The sequence below is a fragment of the Sphingomonas sp. PWP1-2 genome, from assembly GCF_049898305.1.
In the GTDB taxonomy this organism is placed as follows: domain Bacteria; phylum Pseudomonadota; class Alphaproteobacteria; order Sphingomonadales; family Sphingomonadaceae; genus Sphingomonas; species Sphingomonas glacialis.
The window spans coordinates 631,161-646,146 of the sequence record NZ_JAFCXM010000002.1 but is presented as its reverse complement, the minus strand read 5'-3'; the positions used below and the strand labels follow the sequence as shown (position 1 = coordinate 646,146).

14 protein-coding genes are annotated in these 14,986 nt (G+C 66.4%); 4 read left to right on the top strand and 10 right to left on the bottom strand.

Features of this window, described 5'->3' with window-relative positions; translation table 11 throughout:
* Positions 1–141: 141 nt before the first annotated feature.
* From ACP7C5_RS07885 to ACP7C5_RS07865, 5 genes are all read right to left on the bottom strand, one after another.
* A complete protein-coding gene (locus ACP7C5_RS07885) occupies positions 142–2,505 on the bottom strand; it encodes a TonB-dependent receptor (RefSeq protein WP_426263799.1) in 2,364 nt (787 codons plus the stop codon).
* A gap of 273 nt (positions 2,506–2,778) precedes the next feature.
* Positions 2,779–3,675: a class III extradiol dioxygenase subunit beta gene (locus ACP7C5_RS07880; RefSeq protein ID WP_426263798.1), complete on the bottom strand. Its 897-nt coding sequence runs from the start codon at positions 3,673–3,675 to the stop codon at positions 2,779–2,781.
* A gap of 1 nt (position 3,676) precedes the next feature.
* Complete coding sequence (ligA, locus tag ACP7C5_RS07875) at positions 3,677–4,129, bottom strand: protocatechuate 4,5-dioxygenase subunit alpha (RefSeq protein ID WP_426263797.1); 453 nt, start codon at positions 4,127–4,129, stop codon at positions 3,677–3,679.
* Between the two features lie 27 nt (positions 4,130–4,156).
* Complete coding sequence (gene purU / locus ACP7C5_RS07870) at positions 4,157–5,005, bottom strand: formyltetrahydrofolate deformylase (RefSeq protein ID WP_426263796.1); 849 nt, start codon at positions 5,003–5,005, stop codon at positions 4,157–4,159.
* A complete protein-coding gene (locus ACP7C5_RS07865) occupies positions 4,998–5,876 on the bottom strand; it encodes a methylenetetrahydrofolate reductase (RefSeq protein ID WP_426263795.1) in 879 nt (292 codons plus the stop codon). Before ACP7C5_RS07865 ends, purU begins: the two co-directional genes overlap by 8 nt.
* Before the next feature lie 88 nt (positions 5,877–5,964).
* On the opposite strand from ACP7C5_RS07865, the gene ACP7C5_RS07860 reads away from it, so the two are divergent.
* Both ACP7C5_RS07860 and desA read left to right on the top strand, forming a co-directional pair.
* Complete coding sequence (locus ACP7C5_RS07860; RefSeq protein ID WP_426263794.1) at positions 5,965–6,696, top strand: alpha/beta fold hydrolase; 732 nt, start codon at positions 5,965–5,967, stop codon at positions 6,694–6,696.
* 36 nt (positions 6,697–6,732) lie between these two features.
* Complete coding sequence (gene desA, locus ACP7C5_RS07855) at positions 6,733–8,130, top strand: syringate O-demethylase (RefSeq protein ID WP_426263793.1); 1,398 nt, start codon at positions 6,733–6,735, stop codon at positions 8,128–8,130.
* Between the two features lie 48 nt (positions 8,131–8,178).
* Here desA and ACP7C5_RS07850 read toward each other — a convergent pair whose 3' ends face one another.
* Both ACP7C5_RS07850 and ACP7C5_RS07845 read right to left on the bottom strand, forming a co-directional pair.
* Positions 8,179–8,922: an IclR family transcriptional regulator gene (locus ACP7C5_RS07850; protein WP_133187980.1), complete on the bottom strand. Its 744-nt coding sequence runs from the start codon at positions 8,920–8,922 to the stop codon at positions 8,179–8,181.
* 36 nt (positions 8,923–8,958) lie between these two features.
* Positions 8,959–10,086: a cobalamin-independent methionine synthase II family protein gene (locus ACP7C5_RS07845; RefSeq protein WP_426263792.1), complete on the bottom strand. Its 1,128-nt coding sequence runs from the start codon at positions 10,084–10,086 to the stop codon at positions 8,959–8,961.
* Between the two features lie 113 nt (positions 10,087–10,199).
* Here ACP7C5_RS07845 and ACP7C5_RS07840 point away from each other — a divergent pair, with 113 nt between their 5' ends.
* The gene (locus tag ACP7C5_RS07840; RefSeq protein WP_189677252.1) at positions 10,200–10,607 is read left to right on the top strand and encodes a nuclear transport factor 2 family protein; all 408 of its coding nucleotides are present in this window, start codon (positions 10,200–10,202) and stop codon (positions 10,605–10,607) included.
* Positions 10,608–11,015: 408 nt separating this feature from the next.
* Complete coding sequence (locus ACP7C5_RS07835; RefSeq protein WP_426263791.1) at positions 11,016–11,873, top strand: serine hydrolase; 858 nt, start codon at positions 11,016–11,018, stop codon at positions 11,871–11,873.
* Positions 11,874–11,957: 84 nt separating this feature from the next.
* Here ACP7C5_RS07835 and ACP7C5_RS07830 read toward each other — a convergent pair whose 3' ends face one another.
* The 3 genes from ACP7C5_RS07830 to ACP7C5_RS07820 form a co-directional block, all read right to left on the bottom strand.
* Positions 11,958–12,710: an exonuclease domain-containing protein gene (locus ACP7C5_RS07830; protein WP_426263790.1), complete on the bottom strand. Its 753-nt coding sequence runs from the start codon at positions 12,708–12,710 to the stop codon at positions 11,958–11,960.
* A gap of 152 nt (positions 12,711–12,862) precedes the next feature.
* Positions 12,863–13,213: a hypothetical protein gene (locus ACP7C5_RS07825; protein WP_426263789.1), complete on the bottom strand. Its 351-nt coding sequence runs from the start codon at positions 13,211–13,213 to the stop codon at positions 12,863–12,865.
* Positions 13,214–13,226: 13 nt separating this feature from the next.
* Positions 13,227–14,720, bottom strand: a complete 1,494-nt coding sequence (locus tag ACP7C5_RS07820) for a L,D-transpeptidase family protein (protein ID WP_426263788.1) — start codon at positions 14,718–14,720, stop codon at positions 13,227–13,229.
* Between the last annotated feature and the right edge of the window lie 266 nt (positions 14,721–14,986).

The window sequence follows — 14,986 nt, the reverse complement described above, 5'->3', positions numbered from 1 at the left end:
CTGATGGCAGCGGCAGTGCCCGAAGACGACCACCTTCGCGACTGGACCCCGGCCTTCGCCGGGGAAGCGCCCAACTAGATGCGAGCGGAGTATTGCACTCGTCGGGCGCCCCGCACCAGCGGGGCGGGCGCCCGATCTCTCTCAGAACTTCACCCCGGCTCGCACGCCGAAGGTCCGCGGCGGGCGGAGCGCGCCGGCGTAATAGGACGTGAACGGCACCGGGGTCGCGAGCGCCAGCACGGTCTTGTCGAACGCATTGTTGACGAACAGCCCGATCGAATAGCGGCTCCCCGGCGCAGTGTAGGTGACCTGGGCGTCGGCGGTCCAATACGCGTTTTGATACTCGACCTGCGTGAACTCGAGGCCGGTCAGCGTACGGCTCTGGTAATGCGCGCGGACGTTGCCGACGATCTTCCCGTCGTTCGCCAGCCTCACCGTCTGCTCGGCGCCGAGATTGATCGTCCACTCAGGCGCGTTGGGCGGGCGGCGGCCCGAGCAATCGATGACATAGGTCGCGCCCGGCGTCCCGCGCGTGGCGCAAGCCGTGCCATTGTCGCGCCCGCCATTGTTGTTGGGCGCGCTGTAGACGAACGAATCGTAGCGCGCGTCAAGATATTGCGCGTCGGCGGTCAGCTGCGTCGAGCGCGTGACGAGCAGGCGCCCTTCGACCTCGACCCCCTTGAAGGTCGCCTGGCCGACATTCTCGGTCGCGAGGATCTGGCTGCCCGACGAATCGGCGACGACATGGCTGATCTGCTGGTCGTGATAGCGCCAGTAGAACGCCTCGAGGTTGAGCTGGAGGCGATTGTCGAAGAAGCGGTTCTTCGACCCCAGCGTCCAGGCGCCGATCCGCTCGGGGCGGAACACGCCGCGATCGACCGTCTGGAAAAAGCCGCCCGACTTGAAGCCGGTCTCGTAGCTCGCATAGACCAGGTTGCGCGGCGTGATGTCCCAATCGGCCGCCGCGCGATAGGTGATGCGATCGAACGAGGCGCGCTTAGCCTTCAGACCCTGATAGGTGCCGGTCGCGAGCGTGGTGATCGTGCCGTCGATGAACGGGTTGAAATTGGGCGTCGGCACGACCGACGGGATCGCCGTCGACACCGCGATCGGCTGCGCGGTCGGGCAGCCCGCGACATAGGTCGGGAAGAAGCTGCTCGGACGCGTGCAGAGCCGCAGCGCCGCTGTGGTAAAGCCATCGAGCGACTTGTCCTCGGTGGTGTAGCGTGCGCCCGCGGTGACGCGGAACGTCGGCGCGATCGCATAGGTCAGCCGCCCGAACACCGCCATGCTCTTGGTGCGCTGGTCGGCGACGTTCGAGTTCACGCTCGCTTGCTGGTTGATATAGCTGCCGGGGACGTGGTTGCTCTCGTCATAGTAGAACAGCCCGGCGATGTAGCGCAGCGGATGCGTCTCGTCCGACGCGATCCGCGCCTCGAGGCTGGTCTGCTTGTCCTTCTCGACCTGGCGGATGTAGAAACCCGGCGAGTAGGACAGGTAATCGAGCTTGCCCTCGCGATAGGCCGGGATGACGGTGATCGTGCCGGCGGGCGTGTTGAGCTCGATCGTCGACGACACGCCCCAATAGCTGTTGTTGAGGAATTGCGGCGTCGTCTGCGCGACCATCGTGCGGCCGAGCACCTGGTCGACCTGACCGTTGACGAACGCTTGGCCCGCGGGCGAGAAGAAACCGTCGCGATTGTCGGGATTGAGCCCGAGCGGCGTCGCGCCGGTACCGCGGCCGCGCTGGCGGAAATAATCGGCGGTGAGGTTGATCGACAGCGTGTTGGTCGGACGCAGCCGGAGGGAAACGCGGCCACCGGCATCCTTCTGATTGTCGGTGCCGTCGTTCATATAGGCGTCGTGGCGGACATAGATGCCCGCGGCGCGCAGCGCGACATTCTCACCGAGCGGAACGTTGACCGCGGCATCGAGCCGCAGCGCGTTGTAATTGCCGTATTCGACATTGCCCTCGGCGCTGGCCTTGTCGAAATCGGGGCGCTTGGGGATGACGTTGATCGCGCCGCCGGTGGCGTTGCGGCCGTAGAGCGTGCCCTGTGGGCCCTTGACGACTTCGACGCGCTCGAGATCGTAGAAGAAGCCCGTGGTCGAGCTCGGGCGGCCGACATAGACGCCGTTGAAATTGAACGCGACCGCCGAGTCCGACAGCGCGTTGCCGTTGAAATTGCCGACGCCGCGCAGATAGAACAGCGCGTACGGGCCCGCCGCGGGCGCGACCTGGAGCGACGGGACGACCGAGGTCAGCTCGGTCGGGCGCGTGATGCCGGCGCTGGCGAGCGTATCGCCCGACACGGCGCTGATCGCGACCGCGGCGCGCTGGAGACTTTCCGAGCGGCGCTGCGCGGTGACGATGATGTCCTGCAACCCGGATTCGGTGGGTGCGCTCGCTTGCGTCTCGGCGGGGGGCGGGGATGACACCTGGGCCTGTGCTGCCGTCGCGCTGCCCAGCAGGGCGCACCGCAAGATCCATCGCGCTGTTCTCATGCTTTCTCTCCTTTTGGGCCGTTCTTCCGACAACCGTCATCAAAGGATATGCGACTTTGTGCGATTTGAATAACTGCTTATAATAATCGCGATCGATCAGCCCTGGTAATTATCTGAGTCTGCCGCACGTACAAATCCTGTGTATTCGCAGAGCCCTATCGAAAACGCGCGGCGCGACGCGGGCGGCGCAGCCTATCGCGCTTTGCGTGTCGCGCAGACGTGGTCGCGGCAGGCGTTTCCGGCAGCGAACGCGCCGTTCGACCAATACTCCCGCTAGGCGGCTGCGGTTGCCAGGTCCGCTCCGTCGTCCGTCATGTCGAGCCCTTCGCCATTGTCGGGGCGCAGAACGAGGTGGCCGATCGCGGTATTGCTGCACGGCACGTGATAGTGGCGATGCAGCGCGCGCGTGCGCTTGCCGAGCGCACCGCGCATCACCAACCACATCACCATCTCGATCCCCTCGGACCCCGTCTCGCGCAGATATTCGAGGTGCGGGATCCGCCGCAGATCGTCGCCTTCGCCCGTCAGCCCGTCGAGGAAGCGATTGTCCCACTCGCGGTTGATCAGCCCGGCGCGCGGGCCCTGCAGCTGGTGGCTCATCCCCCCGGTGCCCCAGATCTGGACGTTGAGATCCTCGCCATAGCTTTCCACCGCACGGCGGATCGCCTCGCCCAGCGCCCAGCAGCGGTTGCCCGAGGGGGGCGGGTAGGTGACGACATTGACCGCGAGCGGGATGACCTTGGTCGGCCATGCCGCGGGCTTGCCGTACATCATCGTCAGCGGGACGGTGAGGCCGTGGTCGACATCCATCTCGTTGATGATCGTCATGTCGAACTCGTCGAGCACCAGGCTCTGTGCGATGTGCCAGGCGAGATCGGGATGCCCCTCGACATCGGGCACCGGGCGCGCGCCCCAGCCTTCGTCGGCCGAGGCATAGCGTTCGCCGCACCCGATCGCGAAGGTCGGGATGATCTTCATGTCGAACGCCGAGGCGTGGTCGTTATAGACCAGGATGACGACGTCGGGCTTCTCGGCCTGCTGCCACGCGCGCGTCCAGTCATAGCCAGCGAAGATCGGGCCGAAATAAGCGTCGCGATCCTTGCCTTGGTCGGACGCGACGCCGAGCAGCGGCACGTGGCTGGTGGCAATGCCTGCGGTGATGCGCGCCATGTCAGTTCGTCTCCTTCAGGGCGGTCTCGTCGCCCGAATTTGCCTTGATGCTGCGATTGCCGACCGGCGAGCGCCCGCCCGCGAGCATCATCTTGGTATAGTCCTCGAAATTGAGGTCGGTCATCGACGACACCGCCTGGGCAAAGCCGATGCCGTCGGTCGCGAACACCTTGGCAAGAAAATAGACGTTGCCGCCAAGATCGAGCAGCCGGTTGTAGTCGCGCTTGAGCAGCGCGTCCTTCTGCTCGGGCGTGATGTTCCACGCGTCGAGATAGGCGCTCTCGTCGGCGCGGAAGCGTGCGCGGTTCTCGTCCTTCATCAGGCTCATCGCGCACTGGTTGAGGTTATAGCCCTGGCGGGCGCGCCGTGCGGTGAAGACGCGCGTGCCCGGAATATCCTCGAACTCGGCGAGATAGGCGTGGATGTCGCTGCTGGGCGGTACGGGTGCGGTCATCGTCATCGCTCCTTGAATGTCATGCGGTCACCGAAAGACGACGGTGCGCGCGCCGTTGAGCAGCACGCGGTCCTGCAGATGATAGCCCACCGCCTGCGCGAGTACACGCCGCTCGATATCGCGCCCCTTGCGGACGAGATCGTCGGGCAGATCGGCGTGCGTGATGAACTCGGCGTCCTGCGCGATGATCGGTCCCTCGTCGAGATCGGCGGTGACGTAATGCGCGGTCGCGCCGATCATCTTGACGCCGCGCTCATGCGCTTGGTGATACGGCTTCGCGCCCTTGAAGCCGGGCAGGAAGCTGTGGTGGATGTTGATGCAGCGCCCCGACAGGAACCCCGCCAGATCGTCCGACAGGATCTGCATGTAGCGCGCCAGCACGATCAGATCGGCGCCGGTGTCGGTGACGATCTGCTTGATCTGCGCTTCCTGCGCCGCCTTGGTCTGCGGCGTGACGGGCAGATGATGGAACGGGATGTCGCCGATCATGCTGATATGCAGCGCGCGCTGCGGGTGGTTAGAGACGATCCCGACCACGTCCATCGCCAGCTCGCCGATGCGGTAGCGATAGAGCAGATCGCCGAGGCAATGGTCGAACTTCGACACCAGCAGCAACACGCGCTGGCGCTCCTGCGCGCTGCGCAGCGTCCATTCGGCGTCGATCGCGGCGGCGAGCGGCGCGAACGCGAGGCGCAGCGTGTCCACATCGCGCTCGATCTCGAAAACGACGCGCATGAAGAAGCGGCCCGTGAGCCGGTCGTCGAACTGCTGTGCGTCGGTGATGTTGCCGCCTGCACTGGCCAGAAACCCGGCGACCTGCGCGACCAGACCGGGCCGGTCGGGGCAGGAGAGGCGAAGCGTCAGCGTCTCAATCATGGGCGCGCTCTTCATAAGCCTTGATCCAATCGACCGCGCGGACGAGCCCGCCGAACGGATAGAAATGCAGCCGCACCGGGCCGTGCGCCGGTGTCAGCCGTTCCGAGAGCCGATCGACCAGCGCGTCGGGGCCGGTCGAGCCGAGCAATTTGGTCAGCGAGATCCCGTATTTGCCAAGCGCCGAAACCGAGGCGCCGACGCCGCAATGCGCGGCAAAACGCAGCAGCGTCTTGATCCCGGCCGGGCCCGGCACGCCGATCCGCACCGGCGAATCGATCCCGTTCGCGCGCAGGTCTTCGAGCCATGTGATGAACGGGTCGGGATCGAACCCGAATTGCGTGACGATCAGCGTCGCCATGCCGCGCGCAGCGATCTCGTCGCGCTTGGCCTTGAGCACCGCAAGGCACGTCGCCGAATCCATCGCCGAATGCCCTTCGGGGTGCCCGGCAATGCCGATCGCGGTGATGCCGTTGCGCTCGAACAACCCGGTCTGGAGCAGCGCCATCGTATCGGCGAACGGGCCGACCGGGGTTGGCGGATCCCCGGCGACGAGAAACATGCGGCGGACGCCCGCTTCGACGACGGTCCGTTCGACGGTCGCGGAGAGTTCGTCGAGCGACGCGATGCGACGCGCCGACAGATGCGGCATCGGTTCGAATCCGAGCGTGCGCACTTCGACGGCAGCCGCGATCCGCGCGTCGATCGTCTCGCCGGGGAGGAAGGTGATTGCGACGGGCGTATCGGGCGCGATGCGGTCCGCCGCCTCGCGTAGCGCGGGGCGATCCTTGGCGGTCATCTCGAGCGAATAGCCGTCGGTCATTCCGGTCGGCGCCCGCGTCCAGGCGGGATGGATGGCGGGGATGGTCGTCATTCGTCCTCTCCGGTCGGGCGCGATTGTGCCTCGCACTGTGGCAAATTGGCCTAGCCGAATGGCGTTGGTTCGGATAGATGAAATCTTCATGGACGCGAACTCATCCTTACCGTTGCCCAGCGAGCCGTTGCTGCTCCTGCCGGGTCTGATGTGCGATGCGCGCGTCTTTGCGGCGCAGCGCGCAGCCTTCGCGGACGCCGTCGCAGCGCCGGACTATGGCGATCTGGCGACGCTCGGCGCGATGGCGGAGCGGGTGCTCGCCGCGGCGCCCGCGCGCTTTGCGGTGCTCGGCCATTCGATGGGCGCGCGAGTCGCGCTCGAAGTGGTGCGGCGCGCGCCAGGTCGCGTGACACGGCTCGCGCTGGTCAGCACCGGCGTCCATCTGCCGCTGCCGAGCGAACCCGAAAAGCGCCACGCACTGCGCGATGTCGGGCGCCTGCACGGCATGGCCGCATTGGTCGATACCTGGCTGCCCCCGATGGTCGCGCCTGCGCGCAGTGCCGATACCGCGCTGCTGCAGCCGCTCCGCACGATGTGCATCGAGGCCGGGCTGCAGCCGTTCGAAGCGCAGATCGCAGCCTTGCTCGCGCGTCCCGAGGTCGAATCGCTGCTGCCGCAGCTCGCCTGCCCGGTCCTCGTCGCGTGCGGCAGCGAAGACCGCTGGAGCCCGCCCGATCAGCACGCGGCGATGGCAGCGGCGATCCCGCACGCCCGCCTCGTCGTGGTCGATGGCGCCGGACACATGCTGCCGGCCGAAGCGCCCGACGCGCTCAATTCCGCAATCGCCGACTGGCTCAGCGCGACGCCAAACCCGCTCTGACGCCCGTCGAAACCGCTACAGCCCAAGGAGAGCCCGATGACTGAAACGACCCTGCAACAGATGCTCGATATGAGCGGCGATATCGTCACGCTGCTGCGCAACCAGCAGACCGGACCCAATGCCTATCCCGGCGTCCCCGCCGAATATTCCAACTGGCGCGCCGAGCAGCAGGCCTGGTCGAAGACCTGCGTGCTGTTCAACCAGTCGTTCCACATGGTCGATCTTTCGGTCGAAGGCCCCGACGCGCTGGCGATGCTCAACCATCTCGGCGTCAACAGCTTCAAGGGCTTCGTCCCCGATCGCGCCAAGCAGTTTGTTCCCGTCACGCCCGAGGGCTATGTCATCGGCGACGTGATCCTGTTCTATCTCGATGAGAATGCGTTCAATCTGGTCGGCCGCGCGCCGGTGATCGAATGGGTCGAATTTCATGCCGCGACGGGCGACTGGGACGTCACCGTGTCGCGCGACGAGCGGACCGCGGCGCGGCCCGATCCGGAAACCCGGCGCTCGTATCGCTTCCAGCTGCAGGGCCCGAACGCGATGCGGACGCTCGAAAAGGCAATGGGCCAGACCCCGCCCGAGCTCAAATTCTTCCACATGGCGCGGCTCACGATCGCGGGCGCCGAAGTCCGCGCGCTGCGCCACGGCATGGCCGGGCAGCCGGGTTACGAGCTGTTCGGTCCGTGGTCGGATTACGACACCGTCCGCAACGCGCTGATCGAGGCGGGCAAGGACTTCGGGCTCGCGCTCGTTGGTGGCCGGACCTACGCATCGAACACGATCGAGTCGGGCTGGATCCCGTCGCCGCTGCCCGCGACCTATTCCGGCGCCGGCACGCAGGCGTTTCGCGAATGGCTCAAGACCAACTCCTACGAGGCGAAGGCGTCTATCGGTGGCAGCTATGTCCCCGACAGCGTCGAGGGCTATTATCTGACGCCGTGGGATCTGGGATACGGCCCGTTCGTCAAGTTCGACCATGACTTCATCGGGCGCGAGGCGCTCGAGGCGATGGCCGGGCAGCCGCATCGCAAGAAGGTGACGCTCGCGCTCGATACCGAAGACGTGATGCGCGTGATCAGCTCGCAATTCGCCAAGGACAATCGCGCCAAATACATCGACTTCCCGTCGGCGGTGTATGCGATGCATCCGTACGATCAGGTGCTCAAGGACGGCAAGCTCGTCGGGCTGTCGACCTGGATCGGCTACAGCGCGAATGAAGGGCGCATGCTGACGCTCGCGATGGTCGATGCCGACATGGCCGAGCCCGGCACCGAAGTGACGCTGCTGTGGGGCGAGCCCGATGGCGGCACGCGCAAGCCGACGGTCGAGCGCCATGTGCAGACCGAAATCAAGGCGATCGTCAGCCCGGCGCCCTATTCGGAAGTCGCGCGCGACAGCTATGCCGAAAGCTGGCGCAACCGCCAGCCAGCCTGAGCCTTGCGGGGAGGGCCGGGCTCCGGCGCTCCCCAAAGAGCGGTGTCGTCAGGCAGCTTCAAGCAACGCGACGGTCCGCTTGAGCAAGTCCGCAACGCGCGCCTCGACCACCGCGTCGAAGCGCACGTTGGGGATGGCGACGCTGAACGCGCCGAGCAGATCGTCCCCGACGATCAGCGCGCGTCCAAGCCCCTGGATCCCTGGCGTATGCTCCTCGCGCGTCCGCGCGTTGCCCGTGCGGCGGATTTCGGCGATCTCGGCGCGCAGGCGATCGGGCGCGGTGATCGTCGCAGGCGTGAAGGCGGCGCGGTCGACCTCGCCGAGATAGACCTCGAACTCGTCCTCCGGCAGCGCGGCGAGGATCGCCTTGCCCGCCGCAAAGCTGTGCAACGGGGTGCGCGCGCCGGTCGCCACCGCGTAGCGCAGCGCATGGTCGCTGGTCTCGGTCGCCAGTGCCTCGACCTCCCAGCCCTTGCGCACGAAGAAAGAGACGGTCTCGTTGAGCTGGACGCGCAGCGCGCGCACCAGCGGGGCGACGCGGTCGGCGAGCGCAAAGCCGTTCGCGCGCGTCTGCAACCGCGCCAGACCGGGGCCCGGCGTATAGCGCCGGCCCTCGCGCGCGAGGTACCCGCGATCCGCCAGCGTGGTGAGCAGATACGACAGGCTGCTGACCGGAATGACGAGCGCCGCGGCGATTTCCTGCGCGACCACCGGGCGATCGCGCGCGACGACATATTCAATGATGTCGAGCGTGCGGAGCGCCGATTTGACGGGGGTCGCGATCTCTACCATCGCCGCGCTATAGCCCGTCCGTTGCAGCCTGCCACCTCACAACCGCGCGGTCGCCAGATCCGCGCCGGCGCGCAGGTTGCGCAGCTTTGCCCAGGTGACGGCGGGATCGATCTTGCCGTACCCGGCAAACGTCCCGAACCCGCAATCGGTGCTCGCGACGACACGGTCGGCGCCGACGATCGCCGCGAAGCGCTCGATCCGCTGGGCGATCAGCTCGGGGGTCTCGAGATAGTTCGAGCACGTGTCGATCAACCCGGGTGCCAGGATCTTGTGATCGGGCAGCGCCGCATCGCGCCAGACGATCCATTCATGCTCGTGGCGCGGATTGGCTGCCTCGAACAGGATCGTCGCCGGGCGCGCCTTGAGCACGATATCGATGATCCGCTCGAGCGGGATGTCGTGATCGTGCGGGCCTTCGTAATTGCCCCAGCAGACGTGCATCCGCATCTTCTCGGGCGCGATATCGGCGGTCGCGGCGTTGAGCGCCTCGACATTGGCCTCGATCGTCGCGAGGAACTGCGCTTCGTCCATTTCCTGATAGCCGGTGTGGCGCGACATTGCGAGATCGGGGCAATCGAGCTGGAGCTGGAACCCGGCGTCGACGATCGCTGCATATTCGGGCTGCATCGCGGTCACCAGATCGGCGAGATAGGCCTCGTGGCTCGGATAAAAGGCGTTCTTCTGGAACGCGGTGATCAGTCCGGGCGATGCCGCATTCATGAAGGCGCGCGTGCCCTCGCCGTGGCGATCGAGCGCGGTGCGGAAGCGGCGGATGTCGTCCTTGACCGGCTGCAGGTTCACCAATTTGACCTCGCCGATGCACGATGCGCGCGTGAAGTCCTGCGAGCCCATGATGTGGGCGAGCTTGGTGCGCAACTCGGGCAGCGGCGCGAGGTCGAGCGCCGACATGCGTTCGCTATGCCCGCCGAAACCCGACAGCCGCTCGATCATGTAGGTCGAATAGCCGACCTTGCCGAGCTCGCCGTCGCTGACGATCGTCACCCCCGCCGCGACTTGTGCCGCAACCGCCGCATCGACTGCGGTCTGCACGACGTGGTCGAACGCATCGGCGTCATACGGCTCGCCACGATCGCGGGCGAGCAGGAGGGGGGTGAGTTCGGGGCCACGCGGCAAGCTGCCGACATGGGTGGTGGCGATCGCCATAAAGCTTCCTCTCATGCGTTCGGGCGACCATGATTGCGTTTCGCATTGATGTACAGATCGTATATGCGATTTTACGAAATGGGCGCGGATGCCGGGATTGGAGAGATGTTGTCATGACCATGGTTTCGGCAACCGAACGCCGTGAGATCGAGGCGGATTGCGCGCGATTGATCAATCTGTACGCGGCGCTCAACGATGCAGCACGATGGGCCGATGTCGCCGCGCTCTACGCCGAGGATGGCAGCATGACTCGCCCGACCGCGCCCGATGCGCCGGTCATCGGGCGTGCCGCGATCCTTGCCGCGTTCGAGGCGCGTCCGGCGCGCGTCACGCGACATCTGACGGGGACGATCGTGGTCGCGGTCATCGATCGCGACACCGCCACCGCGACGAGCGCGATGCTTCTGTTTACCGCGCCCGATGCGCCGCCGCTGGTCGGCGGTTTCACCGATCGTTTCGTCCGGGTGGCGGGCGAGGGGTGGCGTTTCGCCGAACGTCGCGGATCGCTGACCTTCGCCTGAAGCGATGTCCGGGCGCTGGGCCGATCTGGAGGCGCCCCCAGGCGGTGGAGAAGCGGTACTGGCCGCTGCCGATCGCGATCACCGCCTCGGACGCATCGCGCGACACGATCATTATACCGGCACGATCTGTCACCGTGCGCCGCCTCTCGAACTCGCGCACTCCCGGTGCGAGTGGCACAGGAAGCTCGCCACGCATGACGGGCGGGCGCGTGACGTCGAGCGGGACCACGCTGTCGCTCTTTCGTTCCAGCGCGCGCTGAGCATCGCGGTGTCGGTGACGCCAAGCCTCGCGCCGCGTAACGCGCACGCAGTGGTTGGCCGCTCGTCGCCGACATGCAATAGGATGGGATAGAGTTTTCCCAGTTCAGCATGAGCCCGCCTTTCAAGGCCAAGGTTCAAGGACGATCGATGCGCGTATTTCCGCTTTCCCACCTGCTGTGTTCCGGGCTCGCCGCAAGCCTTCTCGTTCCGGCACCTGCGGCCGCCAGTTCGCCTGAGCTTATCGGGCTCGAGCGCCAGTTGAGCATGCTGGTCGCGGCAAAGCCGGGGGAATATGGCATTGCGGCACTCGACCTTCGCGACGGTTCGATCGTTGCCATCAACGGTGACACGCCGTTTCCGATGGCGAGCACGGTCAAGCTCGCCATCGCAGCCACCTATCTCGCCGAGATCGATCAGGGCCGACGCAGCCTCAGCGACATGGTCGTCGGCCGGCCCGCCGCGAAAGTCCTGGAACTGATGATCGTGCGCAGTAACAATCAAGCGGCCGATCAGCTGCTGGCGGCGGTCGGTGGTCCGGCTGCCGTCCAGCAGTGGCTCTCGTCGCATAACATCATCGGCATCCGGGTCGACCGGACCATCGACCAGCTGCTTCGAGAGCGCGGTCACCTGGCCGACATCAAGGATGTCGCTACGCCGGTCGCCATGGTCGCGCTGTTGCATAAGCTCGACAGTGGCGCGGTGTTGACGGCGCAAAGCCGCGCGTTCCTGTTCGAGTTGATGCGACGCTGCGAGACGGGCACGCGCCGCATCCGCGCGATGCTGCCCGCTGGTACCCCGGTCGAGGACAAGACGGGTACGCTCGACGGCGTCACGAATGACGTGGGGTTCATTACCATGCCGGATGGCCACCGCGTGGCCGTCGCCGTCTTTGCGCGCGGTGGACGCGATCGCCAGCCTGTCATCGCTGCTGTCGCCCGCGTCATCTATGATCGCTTCGCGGATAGCGCACGCACCGCGCTGTCGTACTTCCTGCGGATGCGGTGAGCAGCGCCCCTCGATTCGGCTCTTCTTCCCCCCGCCGCCCAGCCTATCAGTGCTGGGAGCATTGAACTTCAACGCGTAGCAGCGTCAGAATAGCTTGCCTTGCACAGGGCGGTCGAGCACGGGCGGGCTGTATCTTCCCCGGCGACGCACTTCGGTCTGCGCGGTGAACCGGACGTCCTCGTCTCGATCCCGCGCGAACTGTTCGAGCGCATCGGCCGAGAGGTCGCTCCAGGCACGCCCACGCTCGGGCCCGGCGACGACTCGCGGCAGAAGCCCGGGCTCGGCGCTCCAGGCAAGCAACTGTTCGATCGAGGCCGCATTCAGCATGTCGCGAAGGTGATGCGCGCTCACATAGGCGTCGGGCAACGCGCGGTGGACCGGCAACCCAATCTCGCGGACCAGCCCGTGCGGCATCCGCCAGTACCGCAGGACTTGATTGGAGAAGCTCGGCGATCCCGGCCATAGCCGCAGCGCACACTTCCAGGTGCAGATCCACCGCGCGCCGCCCGACACGTGCGGGGTGCAAAATCGCTGTTCGAAGCTCGCACGATGCGCGGCCAGCGCGACGACGCCGCCGTCGGGCTTCAGAATGGCGGGCGCGACGTCCTGCCAATACCCCGCAGCGGCGACATCCGCGTCGACGATGTGGTGCACCGCCATCGTCACCGGAGGGATCGGCCGCCCGGGATTGACGAAGCTAGCGCCGCGTTCGTCTGTCACGGACCATTGCCCGTCAGCGCCAAGCGCGACGTCTTGCCAGCCGATTTCGCACACGCCGTGCGCCGGGGGACGCGAGCCAGTGGTTTCCAGATCGATGACGCGCACGCGAAGAGACATGATTGGAATATAGGGGCATCACCGCGTCATCCAATCGCCGTGGCATCGACGTCTGAGGATCGCGCTAAGTTGGCCGATCATCTGACGCGCGGCTCGCCAGGCCGAAGTCGGAAACTGTCCGCAACCGGCTCGCCGCTACATAGCCCTCTGCTCTAGTCGTTCGGGGTCTGCTCAGCCGGAGCAGCCTGGTTCGTCTGATCGCTGCGCGTCGTGCGTGCCGTCATACCCGTGGCCGAGGCATCGTCCATCAGCTGTTCGTCCGGCGCAGTCGCTGCGGGGGCCTTTTCCGGCAGCGCGGCCGTCAGGTTGGTGGCGGCGGTCGGGGTAGGTTCGGGCTCGGGCGCGCGCGTCTTGGGTGCCGTCGGTGTCGCTTCGTCGGCCGGTTCTGCGGGCGTCTCGGTGGACTGTTCGTCGCGCGTCGGCGCCTCGGTCGATTGCGAACACGCGCCGAGACCGGCGATCAACAGGATTGCCGCGAAGGCGAGGGGGAATTTGTGGGTCATTGGTGTCATCTCCTCAGCGCGCCGCAATCGCCTGGCGCGCGGACCGTTCCGCAATCTTGGTCGCCAGCGTTCCGTCCCAGCCATAGGGGTCGTTCCGGAAACCGACCTGCCCGTCCGCGTTCGCAAACGCCGTCCAGTACAGCAGATACACCGCAACGGGTGCCGCCAGTTTTGCGCGCACCGTCTTGCCCGCGGTGACCGTCGCATCGATCGTGTCCGCCGGCCATTCGGGCGTGCCCTCGAGCAGCCGCTTCGCAAGGTCGCCGGGCTTTTCGAGACGGACGCACCCATGGCTGGCCAAGCGGTCGAAGCGCGCGAACCCCGCCTGGGCGGGCGTGTCGTGCAGGTAGACGGCGAACGGGTTGGCAAAATCGAACTTGTACTTCCCCAGCGCGCTATGGTCGGAGGATTGCTGGAGCCGCTTGCCGCCATCGCCGGTGTCGATCACCCGGAAGCCGTGCTGCGTCAGATAGCCGGGGTGGGCCTTCTCCTTGGGCCACAGTTCGCGCCCCGCGATCGTCGACGGCACGTTCCACGGCGGATTGAGCACGATGCTGTGGATCTGCGAGGTGAGCATCGGCGTCTCGGCCCCGGGGCGCCCGGTCACTGCCTTCATCGACATGACCGGGGCGTCGCCGTCGAACAGCGTCAGCACGGCTGCGGCGATATTCACTTGGACGCGGTTCTTGGCGAGTTCTGCTGGCAACCAGCGCCAGCGCTCCATGTTCGCCTTGATCTGGCGAAGCCGCGCATCGACCGGCACGTTGAGCGCGGTGAGCGTTTGCGCGGCGACGATACCCGTCGGATTGAGCCCGTAGCGCCGTTGCGCGCGACGGACCGCGTCGAGCAGCGCGGCGTCGAAGCGGTCCTCCGACGACGTCACTTGCGGATCTTCGAGCGCCAGCCGCTTACGCAGCGCGGCGACGCGCGGGCCGGTGTTGCCGAGCGTCAGATCGGCGCCTGCGCTCAGCGGCTCCCAGCCACCCGCCGCCGCGATCGTCCGGTACCGCGCAAGCGCAGCGACCAGTGCATCGTAGCCTGCATAGGGCGGCGGCAGCGAAGCGATCCAAGCGGCGAGACGATCGTGCTCGACCGCATTCTTGAAGGCCGGTAGCGGGTCATAGACCGCAGGCCGCATCGCCCAATTCTGATCGAAATCGGCTTCGGCAAGGCGGCCGGCATGAACGGCATGGGCATGATCCAGCGCGGCGCGGACAAGACGGTCGTTGTCGACCGGGTCGATCGATTGTGAATCGGCGAGACCCTGCGCGACGATGTCTTTCTGAAGCAAAGCCGCAAGCGCGGCCGCTTGAGCCGGACTGAGTTGCGGAAGCGGCGTGGAGGGCGCTGGCTGCACGACCGGCGACGGCATCGGCAGATCGGTGCTCGGGCGCGCATCCTGCGCCATAGCCGGCGTTGCAGCGAGCAGCGCCGACAGAGCGAGGTAGCGCGTCGCGCTCGACTTACGGCGGTTCAGAGTACGGGTTTGGCGATGCGGCTGTGTCATGCGCGCTGTCCTACACGGCGTTGTCGGCGACTGCATCGGTTATCTGGCATCTTCGCGTTCTCGAGGCCCGATACGTCGCTTGCAATGCAACAGTCTGATGCGTCGGATCCCCCACGCGGCGCACTCGCTCCGCCCGTACGGCGGTTGGATGACGTTCGGTCAGCGCCGTGCTTTCGGTCTGCGCGAACACGCCGCCTTTTGTGCGACGCATGCTGTGAAATGCGGCCAGACCTTCCCGTCGATCGCGGCCTGGGTCTGGGTGGGTA

Bases quoted from the DNA above. Each gene is read 5' to 3' on its own strand.
- ACP7C5_RS07840 (WP_189677252.1), top strand. From the start codon at position 10,200: ATGACCATGGTTTCGGCAACCGAACGCCGTGAGATCGAGGCGGATTGC.
- purU (WP_426263796.1), bottom strand. From the start codon at position 5,005: ATGATTGAGACGCTGACGCTTCGCCTCTCCTGCCCCGACCGGCCCGGT.
- ACP7C5_RS07885 (WP_426263799.1), bottom strand. From the start codon at position 2,505: ATGAGAACAGCGCGATGGATCTTGCGGTGCGCCCTGCTGGGCAGCGCG.
- ACP7C5_RS07880 (WP_426263798.1), bottom strand. From the start codon at position 3,675: ATGGCGCGCATCACCGCAGGCATTGCCACCAGCCACGTGCCGCTGCTC.
- desA (WP_426263793.1), top strand. From the start codon at position 6,733: ATGACTGAAACGACCCTGCAACAGATGCTCGATATGAGCGGCGATATC.
- ACP7C5_RS07830 (WP_426263790.1), bottom strand. From the start codon at position 12,710: ATGTCTCTTCGCGTGCGCGTCATCGATCTGGAAACCACTGGCTCGCGT.
- ACP7C5_RS07825 (WP_426263789.1), bottom strand. From the start codon at position 13,213: ATGACCCACAAATTCCCCCTCGCCTTCGCGGCAATCCTGTTGATCGCC.
- ACP7C5_RS07865 (WP_426263795.1), bottom strand. From the start codon at position 5,876: ATGACGACCATCCCCGCCATCCATCCCGCCTGGACGCGGGCGCCGACC.
- ACP7C5_RS07820 (WP_426263788.1), bottom strand. From the start codon at position 14,720: ATGACACAGCCGCATCGCCAAACCCGTACTCTGAACCGCCGTAAGTCG.
- ACP7C5_RS07850 (WP_133187980.1), bottom strand. From the start codon at position 8,922: ATGGTAGAGATCGCGACCCCCGTCAAATCGGCGCTCCGCACGCTCGAC.
- ligA (WP_426263797.1), bottom strand. From the start codon at position 4,129: ATGACCGCACCCGTACCGCCCAGCAGCGACATCCACGCCTATCTCGCC.
- ACP7C5_RS07835 (WP_426263791.1), top strand. From the start codon at position 11,016: ATGCGCGTATTTCCGCTTTCCCACCTGCTGTGTTCCGGGCTCGCCGCA.
- ACP7C5_RS07845 (WP_426263792.1), bottom strand. From the start codon at position 10,086: ATGGCGATCGCCACCACCCATGTCGGCAGCTTGCCGCGTGGCCCCGAA.
- ACP7C5_RS07860 (WP_426263794.1), top strand. From the start codon at position 5,965: ATGGACGCGAACTCATCCTTACCGTTGCCCAGCGAGCCGTTGCTGCTC.